The sequence below is a fragment of the Klebsiella sp. LY genome (genome assembly GCF_004010915.1).
Classification (GTDB): domain Bacteria; phylum Pseudomonadota; class Gammaproteobacteria; order Enterobacterales; family Enterobacteriaceae; genus Klebsiella; species Klebsiella quasipneumoniae.
In genome coordinates this window covers 4,419,477-4,439,744 of record NZ_CP022444.1, presented here as the reverse complement: position 1 = coordinate 4,439,744, position 20,268 = coordinate 4,419,477, and the positions used below count along the sequence as shown (strand labels likewise).

20 protein-coding genes are annotated in these 20,268 nt (G+C 58.7%); 13 read left to right on the top strand and 7 right to left on the bottom strand.

The annotated features are described in order from the left end of the window. Positions 1 to 6: 6 nt before the first annotated feature. Positions 7 to 1,329: a pyrimidine utilization transport protein G gene (gene rutG, locus CE636_RS24650; protein ID WP_004204500.1), complete on the top strand. Its 1,323-nt coding sequence runs from the start codon at positions 7 to 9 to the stop codon at positions 1,327 to 1,329. A gap of 735 nt (positions 1,330 to 2,064) precedes the next feature. On the opposite strand, the gene CE636_RS24635 is transcribed toward rutG, so the two are convergent. Together CE636_RS24635 and CE636_RS24630 are read right to left on the bottom strand one after the other, a co-directional pair. Next, complete coding sequence (locus CE636_RS24635) at positions 2,065 to 3,003, bottom strand: DMT family transporter (RefSeq protein ID WP_017899487.1); 939 nt, start codon at positions 3,001 to 3,003, stop codon at positions 2,065 to 2,067. A gap of 163 nt (positions 3,004 to 3,166) precedes the next feature. After that, positions 3,167 to 3,340: a general stress protein gene (locus CE636_RS24630; RefSeq protein WP_002898708.1), complete on the bottom strand. Its 174-nt coding sequence runs from the start codon at positions 3,338 to 3,340 to the stop codon at positions 3,167 to 3,169. A gap of 103 nt (positions 3,341 to 3,443) precedes the next feature. On the opposite strand from CE636_RS24630, the gene CE636_RS24625 reads away from it, so the two are divergent. From CE636_RS24625 to CE636_RS24615, 3 genes are all read left to right on the top strand, one after another. Continuing rightward, the gene (locus tag CE636_RS24625) at positions 3,444 to 3,650 is read left to right on the top strand and encodes a hypothetical protein (RefSeq protein WP_017899486.1); all 207 of its coding nucleotides are present in this window, start codon (positions 3,444 to 3,446) and stop codon (positions 3,648 to 3,650) included. 127 nt (positions 3,651 to 3,777) lie between these two features. Then, on the top strand, positions 3,778 to 4,374 hold the full coding sequence (gene wrbA, locus CE636_RS24620) for an NAD(P)H:quinone oxidoreductase (RefSeq protein ID WP_002898704.1): 597 nt from the start codon (positions 3,778 to 3,780) through the stop codon (positions 4,372 to 4,374). 20 nt (positions 4,375 to 4,394) lie between these two features. Continuing rightward, positions 4,395 to 4,622, top strand: a complete 228-nt coding sequence (locus CE636_RS24615) for a YccJ family protein (protein ID WP_008805934.1) — start codon at positions 4,395 to 4,397, stop codon at positions 4,620 to 4,622. Positions 4,623 to 4,687: 65 nt separating this feature from the next. Here CE636_RS24615 and agp read toward each other — a convergent pair whose 3' ends face one another. Beyond that, the gene (gene agp / locus CE636_RS24610; protein WP_017899485.1) at positions 4,688 to 5,935 is read right to left on the bottom strand and encodes a bifunctional glucose-1-phosphatase/inositol phosphatase; all 1,248 of its coding nucleotides are present in this window, start codon (positions 5,933 to 5,935) and stop codon (positions 4,688 to 4,690) included. Positions 5,936 to 6,087: 152 nt separating this feature from the next. Between agp and CE636_RS24605 the strand changes: the two genes are divergently transcribed. Next, positions 6,088 to 6,537, top strand: a complete 450-nt coding sequence (locus tag CE636_RS24605; protein WP_017899484.1) for a winged helix-turn-helix transcriptional regulator — start codon at positions 6,088 to 6,090, stop codon at positions 6,535 to 6,537. 115 nt (positions 6,538 to 6,652) lie between these two features. Further along, entirely contained in the window at positions 6,653 to 7,441 is a 789-nt protein-coding gene (locus CE636_RS24600; RefSeq protein ID WP_004201480.1) for an SDR family NAD(P)-dependent oxidoreductase, read from the top strand. Between the two features lie 19 nt (positions 7,442 to 7,460). On the opposite strand, the gene CE636_RS24595 is transcribed toward CE636_RS24600, so the two are convergent. Further along, on the bottom strand, positions 7,461 to 7,682 hold the full coding sequence (locus CE636_RS24595; protein WP_004201478.1) for a hypothetical protein: 222 nt from the start codon (positions 7,680 to 7,682) through the stop codon (positions 7,461 to 7,463). A 256-nt stretch (positions 7,683 to 7,938) separates the two neighbouring features. On the opposite strand from CE636_RS24595, the gene CE636_RS24590 reads away from it, so the two are divergent. Continuing rightward, positions 7,939 to 8,061 carry a small membrane protein gene (locus CE636_RS24590; RefSeq protein ID WP_002898600.1) on the top strand — a complete coding sequence of 41 codons (123 nt, stop codon included), beginning with the start codon at positions 7,939 to 7,941 and terminating at the stop codon, positions 8,059 to 8,061. Between the two features lie 118 nt (positions 8,062 to 8,179). On the opposite strand, the gene CE636_RS24585 is transcribed toward CE636_RS24590, so the two are convergent. Together CE636_RS24585 and CE636_RS24575 are read right to left on the bottom strand one after the other, a co-directional pair. Then, the gene (locus CE636_RS24585; RefSeq protein WP_004201476.1) at positions 8,180 to 9,571 is read right to left on the bottom strand and encodes an APC family permease; all 1,392 of its coding nucleotides are present in this window, start codon (positions 9,569 to 9,571) and stop codon (positions 8,180 to 8,182) included. 353 nt (positions 9,572 to 9,924) lie between these two features. Continuing rightward, on the bottom strand, positions 9,925 to 11,346 hold the full coding sequence (locus CE636_RS24575) for a glutamine synthetase family protein (protein ID WP_002898595.1): 1,422 nt from the start codon (positions 11,344 to 11,346) through the stop codon (positions 9,925 to 9,927). 225 nt (positions 11,347 to 11,571) lie between these two features. Between CE636_RS24575 and puuD the strand changes: the two genes are divergently transcribed. From puuD to CE636_RS24555, 4 genes are all read left to right on the top strand, one after another. After that, complete coding sequence (puuD, locus tag CE636_RS24570) at positions 11,572 to 12,324, top strand: gamma-glutamyl-gamma-aminobutyrate hydrolase (protein ID WP_025999163.1); 753 nt, start codon at positions 11,572 to 11,574, stop codon at positions 12,322 to 12,324. Between the two features lie 25 nt (positions 12,325 to 12,349). Next, positions 12,350 to 12,907: an HTH-type transcriptional regulator PuuR gene (puuR, locus tag CE636_RS24565; RefSeq protein WP_002898590.1), complete on the top strand. Its 558-nt coding sequence runs from the start codon at positions 12,350 to 12,352 to the stop codon at positions 12,905 to 12,907. A gap of 321 nt (positions 12,908 to 13,228) precedes the next feature. Further along, positions 13,229 to 14,716, top strand: a complete 1,488-nt coding sequence (gene puuC, locus CE636_RS24560; protein WP_017899483.1) for an aldehyde dehydrogenase PuuC — start codon at positions 13,229 to 13,231, stop codon at positions 14,714 to 14,716. 2 nt (positions 14,717 to 14,718) lie between these two features. Further along, on the top strand, positions 14,719 to 15,999 hold the full coding sequence (locus CE636_RS24555) for an NAD(P)/FAD-dependent oxidoreductase (protein WP_017899482.1): 1,281 nt from the start codon (positions 14,719 to 14,721) through the stop codon (positions 15,997 to 15,999). Here CE636_RS24555 and CE636_RS24550 read toward each other — a convergent pair. Next, positions 15,996 to 16,958: a LysR substrate-binding domain-containing protein gene (locus tag CE636_RS24550; protein WP_008805923.1), complete on the bottom strand. Its 963-nt coding sequence runs from the start codon at positions 16,956 to 16,958 to the stop codon at positions 15,996 to 15,998. The two genes, CE636_RS24555 and CE636_RS24550, sit on opposite strands and share 4 nt — an antisense overlap. 82 nt (positions 16,959 to 17,040) lie before the next feature. Here CE636_RS24550 and CE636_RS24545 point away from each other — a divergent pair, with 82 nt between their 5' ends. Next, on the top strand, positions 17,041 to 18,126 hold the full coding sequence (locus CE636_RS24545) for a tartrate dehydrogenase (RefSeq protein ID WP_017899481.1): 1,086 nt from the start codon (positions 17,041 to 17,043) through the stop codon (positions 18,124 to 18,126). Positions 18,127 to 18,648: 522 nt separating this feature from the next. Then, positions 18,649 to 20,256 carry a BCCT family transporter gene (locus CE636_RS24535; protein WP_017899479.1) on the top strand — a complete coding sequence of 536 codons (1,608 nt, stop codon included), beginning with the start codon at positions 18,649 to 18,651 and terminating at the stop codon, positions 20,254 to 20,256. The last annotated feature ends 12 nt before the right edge of the window (positions 20,257 to 20,268 follow it).

Sequence of the window (20,268 nt, the reverse complement as noted above, 5' to 3'; positions counted from 1 at the left end):
ATCATCATGGCACTCTTCGATTTTCCTCGCTGGAAGCTGACCTCCCCCGCCGCCGAATCCGGCGTCGTCGCGCCCGATGAACGCTTATCGGCCGGGCAAACGCTGGTGATGGGCGTGCAGCACGCCGTTGCGATGTTCGGCGCGACGGTGCTGATGCCGTTGCTGATGGGGCTCGACCCTAACCTGTCGATACTGATGTCGGGAGTCGGCACCCTGCTGTTCTTTGTCGTCACCGGCGGACGGGTGCCGAGCTATCTCGGCTCGAGCGCCGCCTTTGTAGGGGTGGTGATCGCCATTACCGGCTTTAATGGCCAGGGGCTGAACCCTCATCTGAGCGTCGCCCTTGGCGGGATCATCGCCTGCGGGCTGGTCTACACCCTGATCGGTCTGGTGGTGATGAAGATCGGCACCCGCTGGATCGAGCGCCTGATGCCGCCGGTGGTGACCGGGGCGGTGGTGATGGCTATCGGCCTGAACCTGGCGCCGATTGCCGTGCGCAGCGTGTCCGCCAGCGCCTTCGACAGCTGGATGGCGGTGTTGACCGTGCTCTGTATCGGCATAGTCGCGGTATTTACCCGCGGGATGCTGCAGCGTCTGCTGATCCTGGTCGGCCTGATCGTCGCCTGCGCGCTGTACGCCCTGCTGGCTAACGGTTTTGGCCTCGGCAAACCGCTGGACTTCTCCCCCCTCGCCCAGGCGGCGTGGTTCGGGCTGCCGCACTTTACCCCCCCATCCTTTAACGGCCAGGCGATGATGTTGATTGCCCCGGTCGCGGTGATCCTGGTGGCCGAGAATCTCGGGCACCTGAAGGCCGTCGCCGGGATGACCGGGCGCAATATGGATCCGTACATGGGGCGCGCCTTCGTCGGCGACGGTCTGGCGACCATGCTCTCCGGCTCGGTGGGCGGCAGCGGGGTCACGACCTACGCGGAGAACATCGGCGTCATGGCGGTGACCAAGGTCTACTCGACGCTGGTGTTTGTCGCCGCGGCGCTGATTGCCATGCTGCTGGGCTTCTCGCCGAAATTCGGCGCATTAATCCACACCATTCCCGGGCCGGTGATCGGCGGCGCCTCGATCGTGGTCTTTGGCCTGATCGCCGTCGCCGGGGCGCGGATCTGGGTGCAAAACCGCGTCGACCTCAGCCAGAACAGCAATCTGATCATGGTGTCTGTGACCCTGGTGCTGGGCGCCGGCGATTTCGCGCTGTCGCTGGGCGGCTTTACGCTGGGCGGGATTGGTACCGCCACCTTCGGGGCGATCCTGCTGCACGCGCTGCTTCATCGCGGGACGCGGGAGGCGAAGGAGGCCAGAGTAACGCCGGTTTAAGCCACATTAGCGCGGCGTTGGCGCAGGGAGCGGTGTGGGCCGGATAAGGCAGTTATGCCGCCATCCGGCCTGCCGGGAACGTCTCAGCGATGTTGAGGCCGTCAGCACCGGCAGTTTCAGCAACAATGGTGAATAAATTAACGACAGGTCGTACGAACGTAGGCCGGGTAAGGCGCAGCCGCCACCCGGCGAAATAACGGTACAACCGAATATTTCCCTGCTCGCGCTGCGCTTAGCAGGGCTACAACTTCTATGTTAATGCCGGGCAGATTGCGCTCCCGGTTAATTTTTCTGCACTCTGTTTTCCATAGCGCAGGGAGCGCACAGGGGGCGGCCAGTCGCCACCGCCCCCTGTACCCCCGGGCTCCGGCCAGCAAAATCGCCACTGCGTGGTACCTTCGACTTATCCCTGCAGGCTGCGGGTCGGGCCGAGGCAGCGTCCCTGCAAAACACGGCCCTCAGCCCGCATCCATGCGGGCTGCCCCGGCCTTCCGGGAACGTCTCAGCGATTTTGAGGCCGTCAGCACCGGCAGTTTCAGTCGCGCAAGTGGTTAAATTAATAACAGGTCGTACGAACGTAGGCCTGGTAAGGCGCAGCCGCCACCCGGCGAAATCATGGATACCGTGCCTGATATCTTGCCAGGCGGCGCTGCGCTTGCGCGGGCCTGGAGACGATCAGAGCCGGACGAGTAGGCCAGCCAGGCTAAGCGCCGCTGTAGGATCAGAAGCGTAAAATTACGGCTCGCGACGATCGGCCAGGTCCGGGAGCGGCTGCGCATCGTCATTCGTTGACATCTGCGGCGGCGGTTTGCGCTTCCACTTCAGCTCGCTCACCAGCACTCCCGCGAGGATAAAGAAGCAGCCAAGGAGGGCCAGCAGCGGCAGACGCTCGCCGGCCAGCCGGCCAAAAATACCGGCCCATACCGGTTCGCCGGTATAGATCAGCGTGGCCCGCGTCGGCGAGACGCTGCGCTGCGCCCAGTTCATGGTCACCTGAATGATCGCGCTGAAAATGCCCAGCCCCAGCGCCACGCCGAGCAGCGTCGGCGTCAACGGCGGCACCGACTCACCGGCCGGCTTCATGGCAGCGAAAGCCACCAGCGACGCGGTCGCCAGCTGCACCACCGTCACCCGTCGGACATCCACTTTTCCGGCCCAGGCGCTGATAAGGATAATCTCCGCGGCGATCGCCAGCGCACTCGCCAGAGTGATCATCTCCCCCACGCCAAGCGCCAACAGATTGTTTTCCGGCCCGGCCAGCAGGATCAAACCGATAAAGGCCAGCACAATCCCCACGCAGGACATCACCCCCGGCATACGCCCCAGGCACAGCCACTGCAGCAGCGGCACCAGCGGCACATACATCGCCGTGATAAAGGCAGACTTGCTGCTGGAGATCGACTGCAGCCCCCAGGTCTGCAGGCCATACCCCAGCGCAATCGCCACGCCAATCGCCACCCCCGCCTTCACCTCCAGCCACGTCAGGCCGCGCAGGGTGCGGAGCGAGAGCAGGCCCACCGCCAGCGCGGCGGTCGCGAAACGCAGGCCGACAAAAAACAGCGGCCCACTGAGGCTGACCGCATACTGTACGGCAAGGAACGTCCCTCCCCAGAACATGGTGATCATGATAAGGAGCGCTTCCTGGCGGCTAACGGAGAATTTTAACGAAGACATAAGACAGCCATGACGATAAACGGGCGACCAGTGTGCAATCGGCCCGGCGGGAGCGCAACCTCCGACAGCTAAAAAAAACCGCAGGCAGATGCCGGCGGCGAGGGCGATGCGGTTGGGTCGGGGAGATTAACACCGCATCAAAGAGAACAGTGCCAGTCGCGCGTTAACTCTCACGACTTCCATGACTGTTTTTACCCCCTTTTTTGCCAGCCTCTGAGGCGCGCTGAGGGTCATTTTTAAAATTCCCCCCGCTATGCTGGCCACCTTTACGTCCTGCTTCTGATGCTCTTTCACGGTCTTCAGCAAAGTTGCCAGAACCGCCACGATGGTTTGCCATTACTGACCTCCATTAGGTTAGACATCATAGTGCATTACGCGGGAGCGGCGACGCCGCTGTTCTGCCGCGTATCTATAAGGTTAGTGAATGACTGCCGCTGACGATGGCAAAATGTCACATTCAGAAACAAAGCCTGGCGAAAAAAATCCCCTCGCGCCGCCTGATGGCGCTAACCTGCTCTGCTGCCGAAGAAAAAATAGTCAGCAAAAAATGTATCCTGATGCTACATCCTCGCCGCACCGGCCAGTATAACGGAGGCATCGCTTCCCGCTTCTCAGCCGCTCAGGCCGCGCTGCGCAAGGAAAAGTAAATAATGTTTTGTCATTTTGTTATAAATCAAATAAATGCCCGTTGGATTTGCACTCTTCGGCAGAGGCTTTATCTTTAAAGGTACCAGCTATTTGGCTGGCTTATAATGCAACCGAGGAGTGATGGAAATGGCTAAAATTCTGGTGCTTTATTATTCCATGTATGGACACATTGAAACCATGGCTCACGCCGTCGCCGATGGGGCGAACCGGGTGGACGGCGTTGAGGTGGTTGTGAAGCGCGTGCCGGAAACCATGCAGGCAGAAGCGTTTGCCAAAGCAGGCGGGAAAACGCAAAACGCGCCTGTCGCCACGCCGCAGGAGCTGGCTGAGTATGACGCCATCATCTTTGGTACCCCGACTCGTTTCGGCAATATGTCCGGACAAATGCGCACCTTCCTCGATCAGACCGGCGGCCTGTGGGCATCCGGCGCGCTGTACGGTAAGATCGCCAGCGTATTCAGCTCAACCGGCACCGGTGGCGGCCAGGAACAAACCATTACCTCCACCTGGACGACGCTGGCCCACCACGGGATGATCATCGTCCCAATCGGCTACGGCGCACAGGAGCTGTTCGACATCTCCCAGGTCCGCGGCGGGACGCCTTATGGCGCCACCACTATTGCCGGCGGCGACGGTTCGCGTCAGCCAAGCGAGGAAGAGTTAGCCATCGCCCGCTATCAGGGTGAACATGTCGCCAAACTGGCCGTTAAACTGCACGGCTAATCTTCCGCAGGAGGAGCACTATGCCAACTCAAGAAGCAAAAGCACATCGCGTCGGCGAATGGGCAAGTTTACGTAACACCTCGCCGGAGATCGCCGAGGCGATTTTCGAAGTTGCCCACTACGATGAAAAACTGGCTGAGCAAATTTGGGAGGAAGGCAGCGACGAAGTGCTGGCACTGGCCTTTGCCAAAACCGATAAAGATGCGCTGTTCTGGGGTGAACAGACGATTGAGCGTAAAAACGTATAGGGTGTTTATCCCTGCTGAGTCTCACCCTAACCTGCTAAAAACCCGGATTGCTCCGGGTTTTTTCATTATTTCGCCGCCTCGTTGATCACCTTTTTAAAGGTCTCCAGCGGGCAGAATCCCTGGTCATCGACCGGGCAGCCGTTAAGCGCCAGCGTGACCCGCTGTGGCGGGGTCTGCAACGTCAACGGGTCGGCATTACGCAGCTGCTCAGTGCTCTGATAGACATACTCAATCTTCATCAGATCGCGGTTGCTGCCGCTGTCGTGCCAGCGCTGAAACAGCAGTTTGCCGCCGATAGGCGTGCGCTCGTACTGGCCAGGAAGTTGATAGGGCTTAAAGTCCAGCGCCGTCAGCAGTGAGGCGATATTCGAGTCGTGTCCCACCAGCAGGGTGACTTTCGCCTTGCTGGCTCCCTCACCCACCAGCGCGTTATCGATATATTTAACCAGCGGTTTGGCCACATTTTGCGCCACTGCCGTCGAGGTAAACAGACTATCCTGGTAGCCGTTTTTCAGCTTCGACAGCACCTGCCACTGCTTATCGCTGGTGATCTCCCCCCACGCCACCTGATCTTTCGGGAAGCCTTCATAGTATTGCAGGGTGAAGGCGTCCACCAGCGAGTTGCCCACCTTCAGCGGCCCGGATACCCCCGGCTCCTGCTGATAACCGGCGCTAAAGGTATCTTTACCCTCGCTCAGGGAACAGACCTGCTTCTCTTTGCAGGAGGGCGAGTTGCGGTAATCGATCATTGTCTCCAGCAGCTTGTAGCTCTCGGTCAACTGCATCCCCTGGCGCTCTTTTTCCATCGCCTGCAGCGCTTTCTCGCGAAACGCCGGGGAGTCGTCGGTGATAACCGGGTTGAAGGTCGGGTCCATGGTGCCCATCTGCGGCTGATGATGCACCGCAATGCCGCAGCCCGGGAACGCGCCGGTGATAAAGAACTGCGCAGTGGCGACGGTGCGCTGCAGGCTGTTAGCGTAGGCGTAAACGGCGTTTTCCGGCGGGCACTCCCCGCTGGTCACCAGCTTCTGTTGCGCCAGCCATTCGCGCATATAGTGGCCCATATACACCTCCAGCACGCCTCCCTTGGTGGTCAGCTGGCCGCCCGGCACATCCCACTGCGGCCAGGCTTTGGCGGTGGACTGCTCCAGCACGCTGCCGTTATTGGCCAGCGGCGCGCGAAGGTTGTGACGACTCATGATCAGCACCTGCTGCAGCTGATACCCCTCTGGGGCGGCCGTGTCCTGCGCCTGGGCGCCAGCGGATAACATGACCGCGCCGGCTACGGCGGCGGCGAGTAGACATATTTTCATCCCTTCATCCTTAGTCATTTATTATCATCGGGTTAATTGTGACGGATTTAGGCCATTTTTCCTGGCATTCGCTCGCAAACTTAGACCGGAGCCGAAAATTTCCTCTGCCGACCAAATAGTTTTATAATGAAACAACTAACCTGGAGGCTTTCGTGAAACGTACCCGTCTGGAAAACAGCTGCTGTCCTGTCGCCCGCTCCCTCGACGTTATCGGCGACTGGTGGTCGCTGCTTATCGTCCGTGATGCCCTCCGCGGGGTACGCCGTTTTAGCGAATTCCAGAAAAACCTCGGCATTGCCAAAAATATGCTCGCCGGACGCCTGAAAATGCTGGTGGATGAAGGCATCCTGCATTTGCAGCCGGCCTCCGACGGCAGCGCCTGGCAGGAGTATGTCCTGACGGATAAGGGCCGCGCCCTGCAGACCGTGCTGGTCGCCCTCTCCCAGTGGGCGGACGACTATCTGTTCGACCCGGACGAACCGGCGACGCGGCTCATTGACCGCCAGCAGCGTCAGCCCCTGCGTAAACTGGTGCTGCTGGCGGCCGATGGCCGTGAGCTGTCCCCAGCGGATATCACCATCGCCCTCCCGCTGAACGACTAATCGCTCCCTGCGGCAGGCAGAAATAAAAAAAGCCCGGCAAAATGGTTGCATTATTAAACCAGATATCTCATGCTGAATTTGGTTTAATAATGCAACCTTTTAAGAGGCAATACTCATGTCCCAGTCATCGCACACTGCTTTTATCACCGGCGCTTCCTCAGGTATCGGCGCGATCTATGCCGAACGACTTGCCGCCCGCGGCTACGATCTGATCCTCGCCGCCCGTCGTGAAGATCGGCTGCAGGCGCTCGCCGGGCAACTGCAGGCGCGCTACGCCATCCGGGCCAGCATCCTCAAGGCCGACCTGAGCGAGGAGCAAGGCATTGAAGCCGTAGAGCAGCGTCTGCAGCAGGATCCCGCCGTTGACCTGTTCATCAACAACGCCGGAACGGCAAAAATGGCGGGCTTTCTCGCCAGCACGTCGCGCGAGCACCAGGCGATTCATACGCTCAACACCACCGCGCTTCTGCGCCTGAGCTATGCCGCACTGGCCGCTTTCGCTCCCCGGGGCCGCGGAACGCTGATCAATATTGCCTCTATTCTTGCGCTGCATACGCTGCCGGGCAGCGCGGTCTACAGCGCCAGCAAAGCCTGGGTGTTGAGCTTTACCCGTGGCCTGCAGGATGAGTTCGCCGACAGCGGCGTGCGTATTCAGGCAGTATTGCCGGCGGCGACCGCCACCGATCTGTGGCCGACCTCCGGCGTGGCGCTCGACGCCCTGCCCACCGGTACGGTAATGACCACCGAGGATCTGGTTGACGCCGCTCTCAGGGGACTCGAAATGGGGGAAAAGGTCACCTTACCGCCAGTGCATGATCTGGGACTGTGGGAGGCTTTCGAGCAGACGCGACTGGCGCTGTTTACCAGCGCGCGAACCGGGCAACCGGCGCCGCGGTATCGCTAACTCGCCCCGGCGGCGGGCATTATTCCGGCAGCGGAACCGCCGCCAGGGTACAGATCGCCTCGTGCTCCCCGCCGCGGCGATCGGTGATCACTACCTTATCGCCCGCTTTTTTGCCTTCACAGGGTTTCAGGACCTGCTCCACGATCCGCTCGCGGCTCGCCTGACGTTCATTTTCAGCCTGACTGGCGAAGGCCGTCAGCGCCAGCGCCACGCCCAGCAGGCTGAGGGTTGTCTTATACATGTCTTACTCTCAGATCATTCTTATTCGCGGTCAGCGTAACCCGTTGCTGGCCGCACTTCTGTAAAATCACTTAACGGAGTGTTACGCCATTTCAGCTGAAAGCCAGGCTGTCACATTCCTGCGGGAAATATTTTATCACAACCCCGACAGCAGATATTCTCGCGATGAGGCGTCATCTTTCAGACATATCCCGATGTTATCTTCACACAGAGCCCTGTATCTTTTTCCCTTTCTAAACAGAATATTAGGTTGGTCTATGTCGGGTCTTATTCTCTTTATCGTCGCGGTGGCGCTGCTGGGCGTCGCCATCTACAGCCTGGTGTCGTACCTCAAAGAGCGGCGCGCCAGTCAGTTACCTGTCCATAAAAAGAAGAAATAATACCTTCCGTTCTCCGCCGTTTTCTGCTGATTTCTTTACCATCCTGTACTGTACCTTACCGAACCAAAAACAAAGGCAGGCCTGCGGGCCTGCCTTCGTTCGGTTTCAGCGTCAGGTTCTAGGACTCCCAGGCCTGCTCCGCCTTGGCGGCATCGAACTGCGGCGGCGGTTTACGGAAACGTTGGGTCAGATAAGCCAGATACAGCAGACCAAGCGCCGCCCACACCAGGCCGAGCGTCAGGGAAGTGGCCTCGAGGTTGATCCACAGCACCCCTACCGTCAACGCCCCGACCATCGGCAGCAGCAGATAGTGCAGTCGATCCTTCCAGGTTTTGTTGTACCCCTTGCGACGCCAGAAGTGGTTGAACACCGACAGGTTAACGAAGGTGAAGGCCACCAGCGCGCCGAAGTTAATTAACGCGGTGGCGGTCACCAGGTCGAAGAACAGCGCCGACAGCGCGACGATACCCACCATAATCACGTTCAACGCCGGGGTGCGCCATTTCGGATGCACATAGCCGAAAATGCGCTCCGGGAAGACGTTATCGCGACCCATCACGTACAGCAGACGGGAGACGCTGGCATGGGACGCCAGGCCGGACGCCAGGGTGTTAACAAAGGTGGTGCAGAGGAATATTGACTGGAACAGCTTGCCGCCCACGTACAGCGCAATCTCCGGCAGCGCGGCGTCCGGGTCTTTAAAGCGATGAATATCCGGGAAAAACAGCTGCATAAAGAACGACGCGACGATGAAAATAATGCCGCCGTACATCGCGGTGAGAAAAATAGCCTTCGGGATCACCCGCGCGGCGTCAGGCGTCTCTTCCGACAGTGTGGTCACGGCGTCGAAGCCGAGAAACGAGAAGCAGACGATGGTCGCCCCGGTAATAATCGGGATCAGATGCGCATTCTGACTGATAAACGGCTGCAGCGACCAGACGGTCCCTACCCCCTCGCCTTTGTGCAGCCCCTGAACCACCAGAATGACGAATACCACCATAATCGAGATCTGCACCAGCACGAACAGGGTGTTGAAGTTCGCCACCAGATTAACGCTTTTCAGGTTTGCGGCGGTCAGAATGGCGACAAAGGTCACCACCCACACCCATGGCGGCACCTCAGGGAACAGCGCCGAGAGATAGATCTTCGCCAACAGGACGTTGATCATCGGCAGGAACAGATAATCCAGTAGCGAGGACCAGCCGACCATAAAGCCGACGTGCGGACTGATGGATTTTTGCGCGTAGGTGTAGGCGGAGCCGGCTTCCGGGAACTGGCGCACCAGTTTGCCGTAGCTGATGGCGGTGAACAGCACGCCAGCCAGCGCCAGCAAATAAGACGCCGGGACGTGGCCGTTGCTGATACCGGAGACGATGCCGAAGGTATCAAACACCGTCATCGGCGTCAGATAGGCCAGCCCCATCATCACCACTTGCCAGAGTTTGAGGGATTTACGCAGACGCGGTCTGCCCGCCTGAGCGGCGTTATGCGCAGGAAGATTAATAGCCATCGCCCATTCCCCCCTTGCGGATAACAGTTTGCGGACACAACGTTCGCGTGACAAACCTGCTTAGCAAGGGGATAAGGCATAAATAAAAGGGTAAGACGGACCGGTGAGCGGTTGCTGGCTGGCATCCAATGCGGCCTGAGCGGCCTCCCTCTCCCTGCGGATATTTGAACATCTGCATCATCTCATTTCCTCGTCACACACTGTGTCGTTAACTGAAGCCCCGTTGCCGCCTGCGCTCCTTAACGCGACATCCGGGAAATGGCTGGGCTCCCAGCAAAAAGGACGACCAGGCTCCGCTCAGGCCGTATGATGCTACTCATGACTCAACTCATGCGCCCCTTGCGGGGCGACCATCAGGCGTTTTTCAACATCCACTCAATTTCAGTTTCTGTGATAAGACGCTCAAACTGCAGTAATTCATCATGCTTGCAGGCATGGAAAACGTGGCAGAAACGCTCGCCGAGACGCTCACGCAGGTGATCGTTCTGCATAAACTCCCACAGCGCATCGCTCTGGCGGATCGGGAACGGCAGACCCTCTTGTTCCAGGCCGTTACCTTCCACCTCTTCCTGCAAAGGCAGCTGAGGGTTATCCAGCCCGTGCAGAATGCCGGCGAAAATCGCCGCCATCACCAGATACGGATTGGCGTCCGCCCCCGCCACGCGATACTCCACGCGGTGGTTCTGCCGCTCGCCGCATGGGATCCGCAGCGCCACGGTACGGTTGTTATGCCCCCAGGAAGCCTGCGTCGGGACATACATCCCTGGCTGGAAGCGGCGATACGAGTTCACGTTCGGCGCCAGCAGCGCCATCGAGGCCGGCATCAGATCGATCATCCCGGCCAGCGCGCGTTTAAGCAGCGCGGAGTCTTCCCCGTCGCCGTCCACCAGCACGTTTTCCCCTTTATTGTTCAGCATGCTGATGTGGATATGCATTCCGCTGCCCGCATGCTCTTCATAAGGCTTAGCCATAAAAGTGGCGTGCATCTTATGCTTCTCCGCCATTAAACGCACGAGACGTTTTAACGCCAGCGCATCATCGCAGGCGTCCAGCACGTTATCGGTATGGTGGAGGTTGATTTCAAACTGGCCCGGCGAGGCTTCGGCCACCGCGCCGTCGGCGGGGATCAGCTGCAGTTTCGCCAGCTCGTCGATGTCGTTGAGCACGTCGGCAAAGTGGTTCAGGTTATCGACCGAGTAGACCTGGCTTTGGGTGTTGCGATCGTCGGTGCCCGGCGCGCACGGCGGCTGCAGGTAGCCTTCGGCATCGCGTTTGCGGTCCAGTAAATAGAACTCCAGCTCTACCGCTACCACGGGGAACAGCCCGCGCTGGCGCAACTGCTGCCAGAGGCGGTTGAGTACGTTCCGCGGCTCAACGTCAAAGGGAGCGCCATCTTCATCAACCATGGTCAACTGTACCTGGGCTATCGACTGCGGATCGGCCGCTGAAGGCGTTAAGGTGCCGGGCACCGGAATGCAGCTGCGATCCGGCTCGCCCATCTCCTGGCCCAGACCGGCCTCTTCCACGACGTTGCCGAGAATATCCATCGCAAACACCGAAGCCGGGAAATAACAGCCTTTCTCCAGCTTGCTCAGGCCGGCAACCGGGATGCGCTTGCCGCGGAAGCAGCCGTTCAGGTCAGTGAGGAGGACATCAACATATTGGGTATCAGGGTAGGTTTCGAGGTAGCGCTTCACTTCTTTCGCGAACGCGCTGACCCGTCTCTCTTCCGTTTGCTGAACAAAATTCTCAACTTCTACGATATTGGTTTCCATGATTCACCGCCGTTGGTTTGGTTTCGGTCCTGCACTCAGACCGTTAAATATAATGTCCACCCCATCGACTGTGTATGCAAATAAATTGTTTGTCAAATGTTAAATTAAGTTTGCAAAGGGCTATTTCCACTGCTAGATTGAGAAAATATTGAACGATATGGCCGTTAAACCCGCTATAGCGGTCATAATTTAGTCCACTTTGTGAGGGCGATCATGGAAAATATAATGTACAAGCCAGTTATTGGCGTCGTGATGTGTAGAAACAGGCTTAAGGGTCACCAGACCCAAACCTTGCAAGAAAAGTACCTGAATGCAATTGTTAACGCCGGCGGACTGCCGATCGCCCTGCCACATGCGCTGGCAGAGCCGGATCTGCTGAACGCGTTAGTCGATAAACTGGATGGGATATACCTGCCAGGCAGCCCCAGTAACGTGCAGCCGCACCTTTATGGTGAAAACGGCGATGAGCCTGACGCCGACCCCGGGCGTGATCTTCTGAGCATGGCGCTGATTAACGCCGCACTCGAAAGGCGCATCCCCATTTTCGCCATCTGTCGTGGACTGCAGGAACTGGTTGTCGCCACCGGTGGGACTCTGTATCGTCGTCTGTTCGAGCAGCCTGAGCTGCTGGAGCATCGCGAAGATCCTGAACTGCCCGTCGAGCAGCAGTATGCGCCGTCCCATCAGGTTGAGGTTCAGGAAGGAGGATTGCTGTCGCAATTGATACCGGGCTGCAACACGTTTTGGGTAAACTCGCTACATGGGCAAGGGGCAAAAACCCTCAGTCCGCAGCTGCGCGTGGAGGCGCGAGCGCCGGATGGACTGGTGGAAGCGGTCAGCGTGAACGATCACCCTTTCGCGCTGGGCGTACAGTGGCATCCTGAATGGAACAGTAGCGAATACGCCCTGTCGCGTATGTTGTTTGATGGTTTTATCACCGCCTGTCAGGGCCATCATGCTGAAAAGCGGCGGCGCTGACCACTACCGTTAAGGAAATGCAAATATGAGCGATGACGGACTGGCGCCAGGGAAACGTCTGTCAGAGATCCGCCAACAGCTGGGTCTTTCGCAGCGTCGTGCCGCCGAACTGTCTGGGTTAACACATAGTGCCATCAGCACCATAGAGCAGGACAAAGTCAGTCCTGCCATCAGTACGCTGCAAAAGCTGCTGAAAGTCTATGGGCTGTCGCTCTCGGAATTCTTTTCTGAACCCGAAAAGCCGGACGAACCCCAGGTGGTCATTAATCAGGATGACCTTATCGAAATGGGCAGTCAGGGCGTTTCCATGAAGCTGGTTCATAACGGAAATCCGAACCGTACGCTGGCGATGATTTTTGAAACTTACCAGCCTGGAACCACGACCGGGGAGAGGATTAAGCATCAGGGTGAGGAGATAGGCACCATACTGGAGGGTGAGATTGTGCTGACGATTAACGGTCAGTCGTACCACCTGGTGGCTGGACAGAGCTATGCCATTAATACCGGCATCCCGCACAGCTTCAGCAACACCTCGGCAGGCATCTGCCGCATCATCAGTGCCCACACCCCCACCACATTCTGAATATTTAGCCTGAACGAGCTTCAGGCTTTCTTCAGACCTGCGGCGGCGGAAATTTTATTTTCGTCGCCGCGAAAAACTCGCAGTCATAACGTTGGTGCCGGAAGGGAATCTTATTTTCTGCTGGCCCTGAAATAATTAACGCCGTGAATGGCGACTCACCCCTGAATTATTCGGCATGCAGACAACCTGTCGAAATTTAGGGTGATAAAACGGTATTCAACTCCGGGGATACACTATGCCCTGCGCCTGGCGCAGCGCCCCCGTGCAGCCTGAAAACGCCGATGTGATTAATTTGCCGATAATGTTTTTTAAGGAGTCATGATGAATTTTCAGCACCTGGCTTACTGGCAGGAAAAAGCGAAAAGCCTGGCCATTGAAACACGATTATTTATTAACGGCGAATATTGCGCCGCGGTCGATAATACCACCTTTGAAACCATTGACCCTGCCGCGCAGCACACGTTAGCCCATGTCGCTCGCGGCAAAAAAGCCGACGTTGAGCTGGCGGTGAAGGCCGCGCGTCGGGTCTTTGATAACGGCGACTGGTCACAGGCCGCTCCCACGCAGCGTAAAGCGGTTCTCACACGCTTTGCCGACCTGATAGAGGCCCACTGCGAAGAGCTGGCGCTGCTGGAAACGCTGGATACCGGTAAGCCGATTCGCCACAGCCTGCGCGACGATATTCCCGGCGCCGCCCGCGCCATCCGCTGGTATGCCGAAGCGCTGGATAAAGTCTATGGCGAAGTGGCTCCTACCGGCAGCAACGAGCTGGCGATGATCGTCCGCGAACCGATTGGCGTCATCGCCGCGGTGGTGCCGTGGAACTTCCCGCTGCTGCTGGCCTGCTGGAAGCTCGGCCCGGCGCTGGCGGCGGGCAACAGCGTGATCCTTAAGCCCTCGGAAAAATCGCCGCTCACCGCGCTGCGCCTCGCCGGGCTGGCGAAAGAGGCGGGCCTGCCGGACGGCGTGCTGAACGTGGTCAGCGGCTTTGGTCACGAAGCCGGACAGGCGCTGGCCCTGCATCCAGACGTGGAGGTCCTTACCTTTACCGGCTCCACCCGCACCGGCAAGCAGCTGCTGAAAGACGCCGGCGACAGCAATATGAAGCGCGTGTGGCTGGAAGCGGGCGGCAAGAGCGCCAACATCGTCTTCGCCGACTGCCCTGATCTGCAAAAAGCGGTCAGCGCCACCGCCGGCGGCATCTTCTACAACCAGGGGCAGGTGTGCATCGCCGGCACTCGCCTGCTGCTGGAGGAGAGCATCGCCGACGAGTTCCTGGCACGACTGAAAACCGAAGCGCAACACTGGCAGCCGGGCAACCCGCTCGACCCAAACACCACCATGGGCATGCTGATTGACAACACCCATGCCGACAGCGTGCACAGTTTTATTCGCGGCGGCGAAAGCAAAAGCACGCTGTTCCTCGACGGGCGGAAAAATCCGTGGCCTGCCGCCGTCGGCCCAACCATTTTTGTTGACGTCGACCCGGCCTCCACCCTCAGCCGGGAAGAGATCTTCGGCCCGGTGCTGGTGGTGACTCGCTTCAAAAGCGAAGACGAGGCGCTGCGGCTTGCCAACGACAGCGACTACGGCCTCGGCGCTGCGGTATGGACCCGCGATCTCTCACGCGCCCACCGCATGAGCCGCCGCCTGAAGGCCGGTTCGGTCTTCGTCAACAACTATAACGATGGTGATATGACCGTCCCCTTCGGCGGTTACAAACAGAGCGGCAACGGACGCGATAAGTCGCTGCACGCGCTGGAAAAATTCACCGAACTGAAAACCATCTGGATTGCCCTGGAGTCTTAATCATGACCGAACATACCACCAGCTATTACGCCGCCAGCGCCAACAAATATGAACCCTTTCCGACGCTGGACGAATCGATAAGCTGCGACGTCTGCGTCGTCGGCGGCGGCTACACCGGACTCTCGTCTGCCCTGCATCTGGCCGAAATGGGCTACGACGTGGTGGTGCTGGAAGGGGCGCGCATCGGCTTCGGCGCCAGCGGCCGCAATGGCGGTCAGCTGGTTAACTCCTACAGCCGCGATATCGACGTGATTGAAAAAAACTACGGCCCGGATGCCGCTAAAATGCTCGGCAGCATGATGTTCGAAGGCGGCGATATTATTCGCGAACGTATCCAGCGCTACCAGATCCAGTGCGATTATCGCCCGGGCGGCCTGTTCGTGGCGATGAATCACAAACAGCTGGAGACGCTGGAAGAACAGAAAGCCAACTGGGAGCGCTACGGCAACACGCAGCTGGAGCTGCTGGACAGAGAGGCGATTCGTCGCGAAGTGGACAGCGACCGCTACGTCGGCGCCCTGCTCGACCACAGCGGCGGCCATATTCATCCGCTCAACCTCGCCATCGGCGAAGCGGACGCCATCCGCCTGAACGGCGGCCGGGTCTATGAGCAGTCGCCGGTCACCCGCATTCAGCACTCCACTCCGGCAGTGGTCAGCACCCCCCGCGGCCAGGTCACTGCCCGCTATGTGATCGTCGCCGGCAACGCCTATCTCGGCGACAAACTGGAGCCGGAGCTGGCAAAGCGCAGCATGCCTTGCGGCACCCAGGTGGTCACCACCGCTCCGCTGTCGGAGGAGGTCGCTCGCTCGCTGATCCCGAAAAACTACTGTGTGGAAGACTGTAACTATCTGTTGGATTACTACCGCCTCACCGGCGACAACCGCCTGCTGTATGGCGGCGGCGTGGTCTACGGCGCCCGCGACCCGGACGATGTGGAACGGCTGATTATGCCGAAGCTGCTGAAAACCTTCCCGCAGCTGAAAGGGGTGAAAATCGACTACCGCTGGACCGGCAACTTCCTGTTGACCCTCTCAAGGATGCCGCAGTTTGGTCGCCTCGATACCAACATCTACTACATGCAGGGCTACAGCGGGCATGGGGTCACCTGTACCCACCTCGCCGGACGGTTGATTTCGGAACTGCTGCGCGGTGACGCTGAGCGTTTCGACGCCTTTGCCAAACTGCCGCACTACCCGTTCCCGGGCGGCCGCAGCCTGCGCATTCCCTTCACCGCCATGGGCGCCGCCTACTACAGTCTGCGCGACCGCCTGGGGGTTTAATCGCCTCTGCCGACGGCGCTGGCCGTCGGCTCATGCTGCGGATAGTGCTGCTGAAAGTAGTGGCGCAGAAACTCCACAGTGGTGCGAATTTTAGCCGACGTCGCCAGCCGGGAGACATAGACTGCCCAGACGTTGGCAGGCTGAAAGAATTCCGGCAGCACATGCACCAGATGGCCGCTGGCGATATTCTCCCGGACGTCCCACCATGAACGTAACGCAATTCCCTGCCCGTCCAGACACCACTGATGCACAATTTCACCATGGTTGGACGACAGCGGCCCGGTCACTTTGATGGCATGCTGCCCCTCTTTGCTGTGCAACTGCCAGATGCCAAACGGATGATCGCGTTCTTTAATCACCAGGCAGGGTAAGGCGGCCAGATCGCTCAGCTGTTTCGGCGGTGGATGGCGGGCAAGGAATTGCGGCGAGGCGCAGAGCACGCGGTGGTTGGCCGCCAGCTGGCGGGCAATCAGATTCGGCGCGATATCATCGCCCACGCGAATATCGAGATCCACCCCTTCATTGACTAAATCCACCAGCCGGTCCTGGACATCGAAACGCAGTTCCAGCTGCGGGTACTGAAGGGCCAGCGCCGACAGCGCCGGGGCCACCACCCGGCGACCAAAGCCGAAGCTACTGATAATACGCAGCGTTCCCTGCGGCACCTGGCGCACGTCGGAAAGCTCGTCCATCATCTCATCGACATCCTGCAGAATGCGCTGCGCCCATTCGTAGATCCGCTCCCCCTCCTCGGTAATGGTGACCCGGCGGGTGGTCCGGTGCAACAACACCACATTCAGGGTTTGCTCCAGCAGCGAAACCCGCTTGCTGACGAACGCCGGTGATACGCCAAGCTCTTCGGCGGCAGCGGCGAACCCGGCCCGGCGAGCGACCAGCATAAAGACGCGTAAATCATTTAGCAGCGGCAGATTATTCATGATCTGTGTTTTATGTTTCACCAGTTAGCGTGATTAATTATGAACCAGTCAATTATAGGATAGGCAGGTGGTCAAACATCATCGCTAAAAAGTGAGAACCGGAATGAAAAAAAACTATCGTATTGCCGCCATCCCGGGTGACGGAATTGGCAAAGAAGTTCTGCCTGAAGGGATTCGCGTGCTGCAAGCCGCCGCACAGCGTTGGGATCTGTCATTGAGCTTCGAGCAGATGGAGTGGGCAAGCTGCGAATATTATGCCCATCACGGCAAGATGATGCCGGACGACTGGCGCGAGCAGCTGCAGGGCTTCGATGCCATCTACTTCGGCGCCGTCGGCTGGCCGGATACCGTTCCCGACCACATTTCGCTGTGGGGGTCGCTGCTGAAGTTCCGCCGTGAGTTTGACCAATACGTCAACCTGCGTCCGGTGCGTCTGTTCCCCGGCGTCCCCTGCCCGCTGGCGGGCAAAAAGGCCGGCGATATCGATTTTTACGTGGTGCGCGAAAATACCGAAGGCGAATATTCCGCCCTCGGCGGGCGCGCCAATGAAGGCACCGAGCATGAAGTGGTGATTCAGGAGTCGGTCTTTACCCGCCGCGGCGTGGACCGGATCCTGCGCTACGCCTTCGAACTGGCGCAAAGCCGCCCACGCAAAACGCTGACCTCCGCAACCAAATCCAACGGTCTGGCGATCAGCATGCCCTACTGGGATGAGCGGGTGGAAGAGATGGCCAAAAACTATCCGGATATTCGCTGGGACAAGCAGCATATCGATATCCTGTGCGCCCGCTTCGTGCTGCAGCCGGAGCGTTTTGACGTGGTCGTCGGCTCCAATCTGTTCGGTGATATTCTCTCCGATCTCGGCCCGGCTTGTACCGGCACCATCGGTATTGCGCCATCGGCGAATCTCAACCCGGAGCGCACCTTCCCGTCGCTGTTCGAACCGGTTCACGGGTCGGCGCCGGATATCTATGGTAAAAATATCGCCAACCCGATCGCCACCATATGGGCCGGGGCGATGATGCTCGATTTTCTCGGCAACGGCGATGAGCGCTATCACGCCGCGCACAACGGCATTCTGGCGGCGATTGAGCAGGTGATTGCCAGCGGGCCGAAAACCCCGGATATGAAAGGCAGCGCGTCAACGCAACAGGTCAGCGACGCTATCTGCAAAGCCATTTTGGCGTAATTACCCAAGCCGCTCCCCGGTCGCGCGGCGCTTACCGGGGCTACAAAAGGCACAATAATGTAAAAACACGGCCCTCAGCCCGCATCCCTGCGGGCTGCCCCGACCTGCCGGGAACGTCTCAGCGATGTTGAGGCCACCAACACCGGCAGTTTCAGCAACAATGGTGAATAAATTAAAGGCAGGCCGCACGGACCGTAGCCCGGGTAAGGCGCAGCCGCTACCCGGGAAGACCTGCGCCAACTTCCCTCTCTTTTCGCTATGCAGAATCCCCCACGATTGACAAGTGGACCGCATCACAGCGTCAAACTTTATTAATTCCTGAAAAGACAGAACCTGCGCCAATTCACCTTTTATTATTTCCGTTCCGTGTTTTATTGCTTCACGAAACGGCCAATTGTTTAATTCATGTAACGAAGAAATAATCCGATTGTTAATAGCTTTTGCTACGAACCTTGACCCTACAGCGTGATAACAACGACAGGCTAAAGCCACCGACGGGCAATCATGCCCAGGAGATCACCCATGTTGAGCAACGTAAAGAAAAAAGATGTGCCGCTGATTGCCATCAGCCTGGCGGCCATTGTTTTCATCGCCGCTACATTAAGTCTCTTCCCGCAGCAAACCGCGCAGGCGGTTGATTCGATTTTTAACGGCGTGACCCGCCTGCTGGGTTCCACGGTACAGGTACTGGTGCTGCTGGCGCTGGGACTGGTGCTCTATCTGGCGACCAGCAAATACGGCAATATCCGTCTCGGCGAAGGTAAAGTCGAATACAGTACCCTCTCATGGCTGTTTATGTTTATCTGCGCCGGGCTCGGCTCCTCCACGCTGTACTGGGGCGTCGCCGAATGGGCTTATTACTACCAGACCCCGGGCCTGAACATTGCCCCGCAATCGCCGAAAGCGCTGGAATACAGCATCCCTTATTCTTTCTTCCACTGGGGGGTTAGCGCCTGGGCGACCTACACTCTCGCCTCGCTGATCATGGCCTATCACTTCCACGTGCGGAAAAATAAAGGCCTCAGCCTCTCCGGGATCATTTCAGCGATCACCGGAGTGAGTCCGCAGGGCTTCTGGGGCCGTCTGGTCGATCTGATGTTCCTGATCGCTACCGTCGGCGCGTTAACCATTTCGCTGGTGGTCACTGCCGCCACCTTCACCCGCGGCCTGTCAGCGCTGACCGGGCTGCCGGATAACTTCACCGTGCAGGCGTTTGTGATCCTGCTCTCCGGCGGTATTTTCTGCATGAGTTCGTGGATTGGCATCAACAACGGCCTGCAGCGCCTGAGCAAAATGGTCGGCTGGGGGGCATTTCTGCTGCCGTTGGTGGTATTACTGGTTGGCCCGACCGAATTCATCACCAATAACATCATTAACGCCGTCGGCCTGACGACTCAGAACTTCCTGCAGATGAGCCTGTTTACCGATCCCCTCGGCGACGGCGCCTTTACCCGCAACTGGACTGTCTTCTACTGGCTGTGGTGGATCTCCTATACCCCGGGCGTGGCGATGTTCGTCACCCGCGTCTCCCGCGGGCGCAAAATCAAAGAGGTGATATGGGGACTGCTCCTTGGTAGCACCGCCGGCTGCTGGTTCTTCTTTGGGGTGATGGAAAGCTACGCCATGCACCAGTTCGTTAACGGCGTGATTAACGTACCGCAGGTGATGCAGACTCTTGGCGGCGAAACCGCCGTCCAGCAGGTCCTGATGTCGCTGCCGGCAGGTAAGCTGTTCCTCGCCGCCTATCTGTTCGTAATGATTGTTTTCCTCGCCTCGCACATGGATGCGGTGGCCTACACCATGGCGGCGACCAGCACCCGCAACCTGCGCGAAGGCGACGATCCGGATCGCGGCATGCGCCTGTTCTGGTGCGTGGTAATTACCCTCATCCCGCTATCGATTCTGTTTACCGGCGCTTCGCTTGAGACCATGAAAACCACCGTGGTGCTGACCGCCCTACCATTCCTGGCCATTTTACTGATTAAAACCGGCGGCTTCGTGCGCTGGCTAAAACAGGACTACGCCCACGTGCCGGTCAATCAGATAGAAACCCATACGCCCGAGCCAATGATTAAAGCCGAGACGCTACCGGTTGGCACGGTACTCAAAGGCGACGGCCAGTCGCTGTAAAACCTCTTACTG

What these genes read in the sequence shown, in the direction of transcription:
- rutG (WP_004204500.1), top strand. Translation starts at nt 7, where the DNA reads ATGGCACTCTTCGATTTTCCTCGCTGGAAGCTGACCTCCCCCGCCGCC.
- CE636_RS24635 (WP_017899487.1), bottom strand. Translation starts at nt 3,003, where the DNA reads ATGTCTTCGTTAAAATTCTCCGTTAGCCGCCAGGAAGCGCTCCTTATC.
- CE636_RS24630 (WP_002898708.1), bottom strand. Translation starts at nt 3,340, where the DNA reads ATGGCAAACCATCGTGGCGGTTCTGGCAACTTTGCTGAAGACCGTGAA.
- CE636_RS24625 (WP_017899486.1), top strand. Translation starts at nt 3,444, where the DNA reads ATGGCAAAATGTCACATTCAGAAACAAAGCCTGGCGAAAAAAATCCCC.
- wrbA (WP_002898704.1), top strand. Translation starts at nt 3,778, where the DNA reads ATGGCTAAAATTCTGGTGCTTTATTATTCCATGTATGGACACATTGAA.
- CE636_RS24615 (WP_008805934.1), top strand. Translation starts at nt 4,395, where the DNA reads ATGCCAACTCAAGAAGCAAAAGCACATCGCGTCGGCGAATGGGCAAGT.
- agp (WP_017899485.1), bottom strand. Translation starts at nt 5,935, where the DNA reads ATGAAAATATGTCTACTCGCCGCCGCCGTAGCCGGCGCGGTCATGTTA.
- CE636_RS24600 (WP_004201480.1), top strand. Translation starts at nt 6,653, where the DNA reads ATGTCCCAGTCATCGCACACTGCTTTTATCACCGGCGCTTCCTCAGGT.
- CE636_RS24595 (WP_004201478.1), bottom strand. Translation starts at nt 7,682, where the DNA reads ATGTATAAGACAACCCTCAGCCTGCTGGGCGTGGCGCTGGCGCTGACG.
- CE636_RS24590 (WP_002898600.1), top strand. Translation starts at nt 7,939, where the DNA reads ATGTCGGGTCTTATTCTCTTTATCGTCGCGGTGGCGCTGCTGGGCGTC.
- CE636_RS24585 (WP_004201476.1), bottom strand. Translation starts at nt 9,571, where the DNA reads ATGGCTATTAATCTTCCTGCGCATAACGCCGCTCAGGCGGGCAGACCG.
- CE636_RS24575 (WP_002898595.1), bottom strand. Translation starts at nt 11,346, where the DNA reads ATGGAAACCAATATCGTAGAAGTTGAGAATTTTGTTCAGCAAACGGAA.
- puuD (WP_025999163.1), top strand. Translation starts at nt 11,572, where the DNA reads ATGTACAAGCCAGTTATTGGCGTCGTGATGTGTAGAAACAGGCTTAAG.
- puuR (WP_002898590.1), top strand. Translation starts at nt 12,350, where the DNA reads ATGAGCGATGACGGACTGGCGCCAGGGAAACGTCTGTCAGAGATCCGC.
- puuC (WP_017899483.1), top strand. Translation starts at nt 13,229, where the DNA reads ATGAATTTTCAGCACCTGGCTTACTGGCAGGAAAAAGCGAAAAGCCTG.
- CE636_RS24555 (WP_017899482.1), top strand. Translation starts at nt 14,719, where the DNA reads ATGACCGAACATACCACCAGCTATTACGCCGCCAGCGCCAACAAATAT.
- CE636_RS24545 (WP_017899481.1), top strand. Translation starts at nt 17,041, where the DNA reads ATGAAAAAAAACTATCGTATTGCCGCCATCCCGGGTGACGGAATTGGC.
- CE636_RS24535 (WP_017899479.1), top strand. Translation starts at nt 18,649, where the DNA reads ATGTTGAGCAACGTAAAGAAAAAAGATGTGCCGCTGATTGCCATCAGC.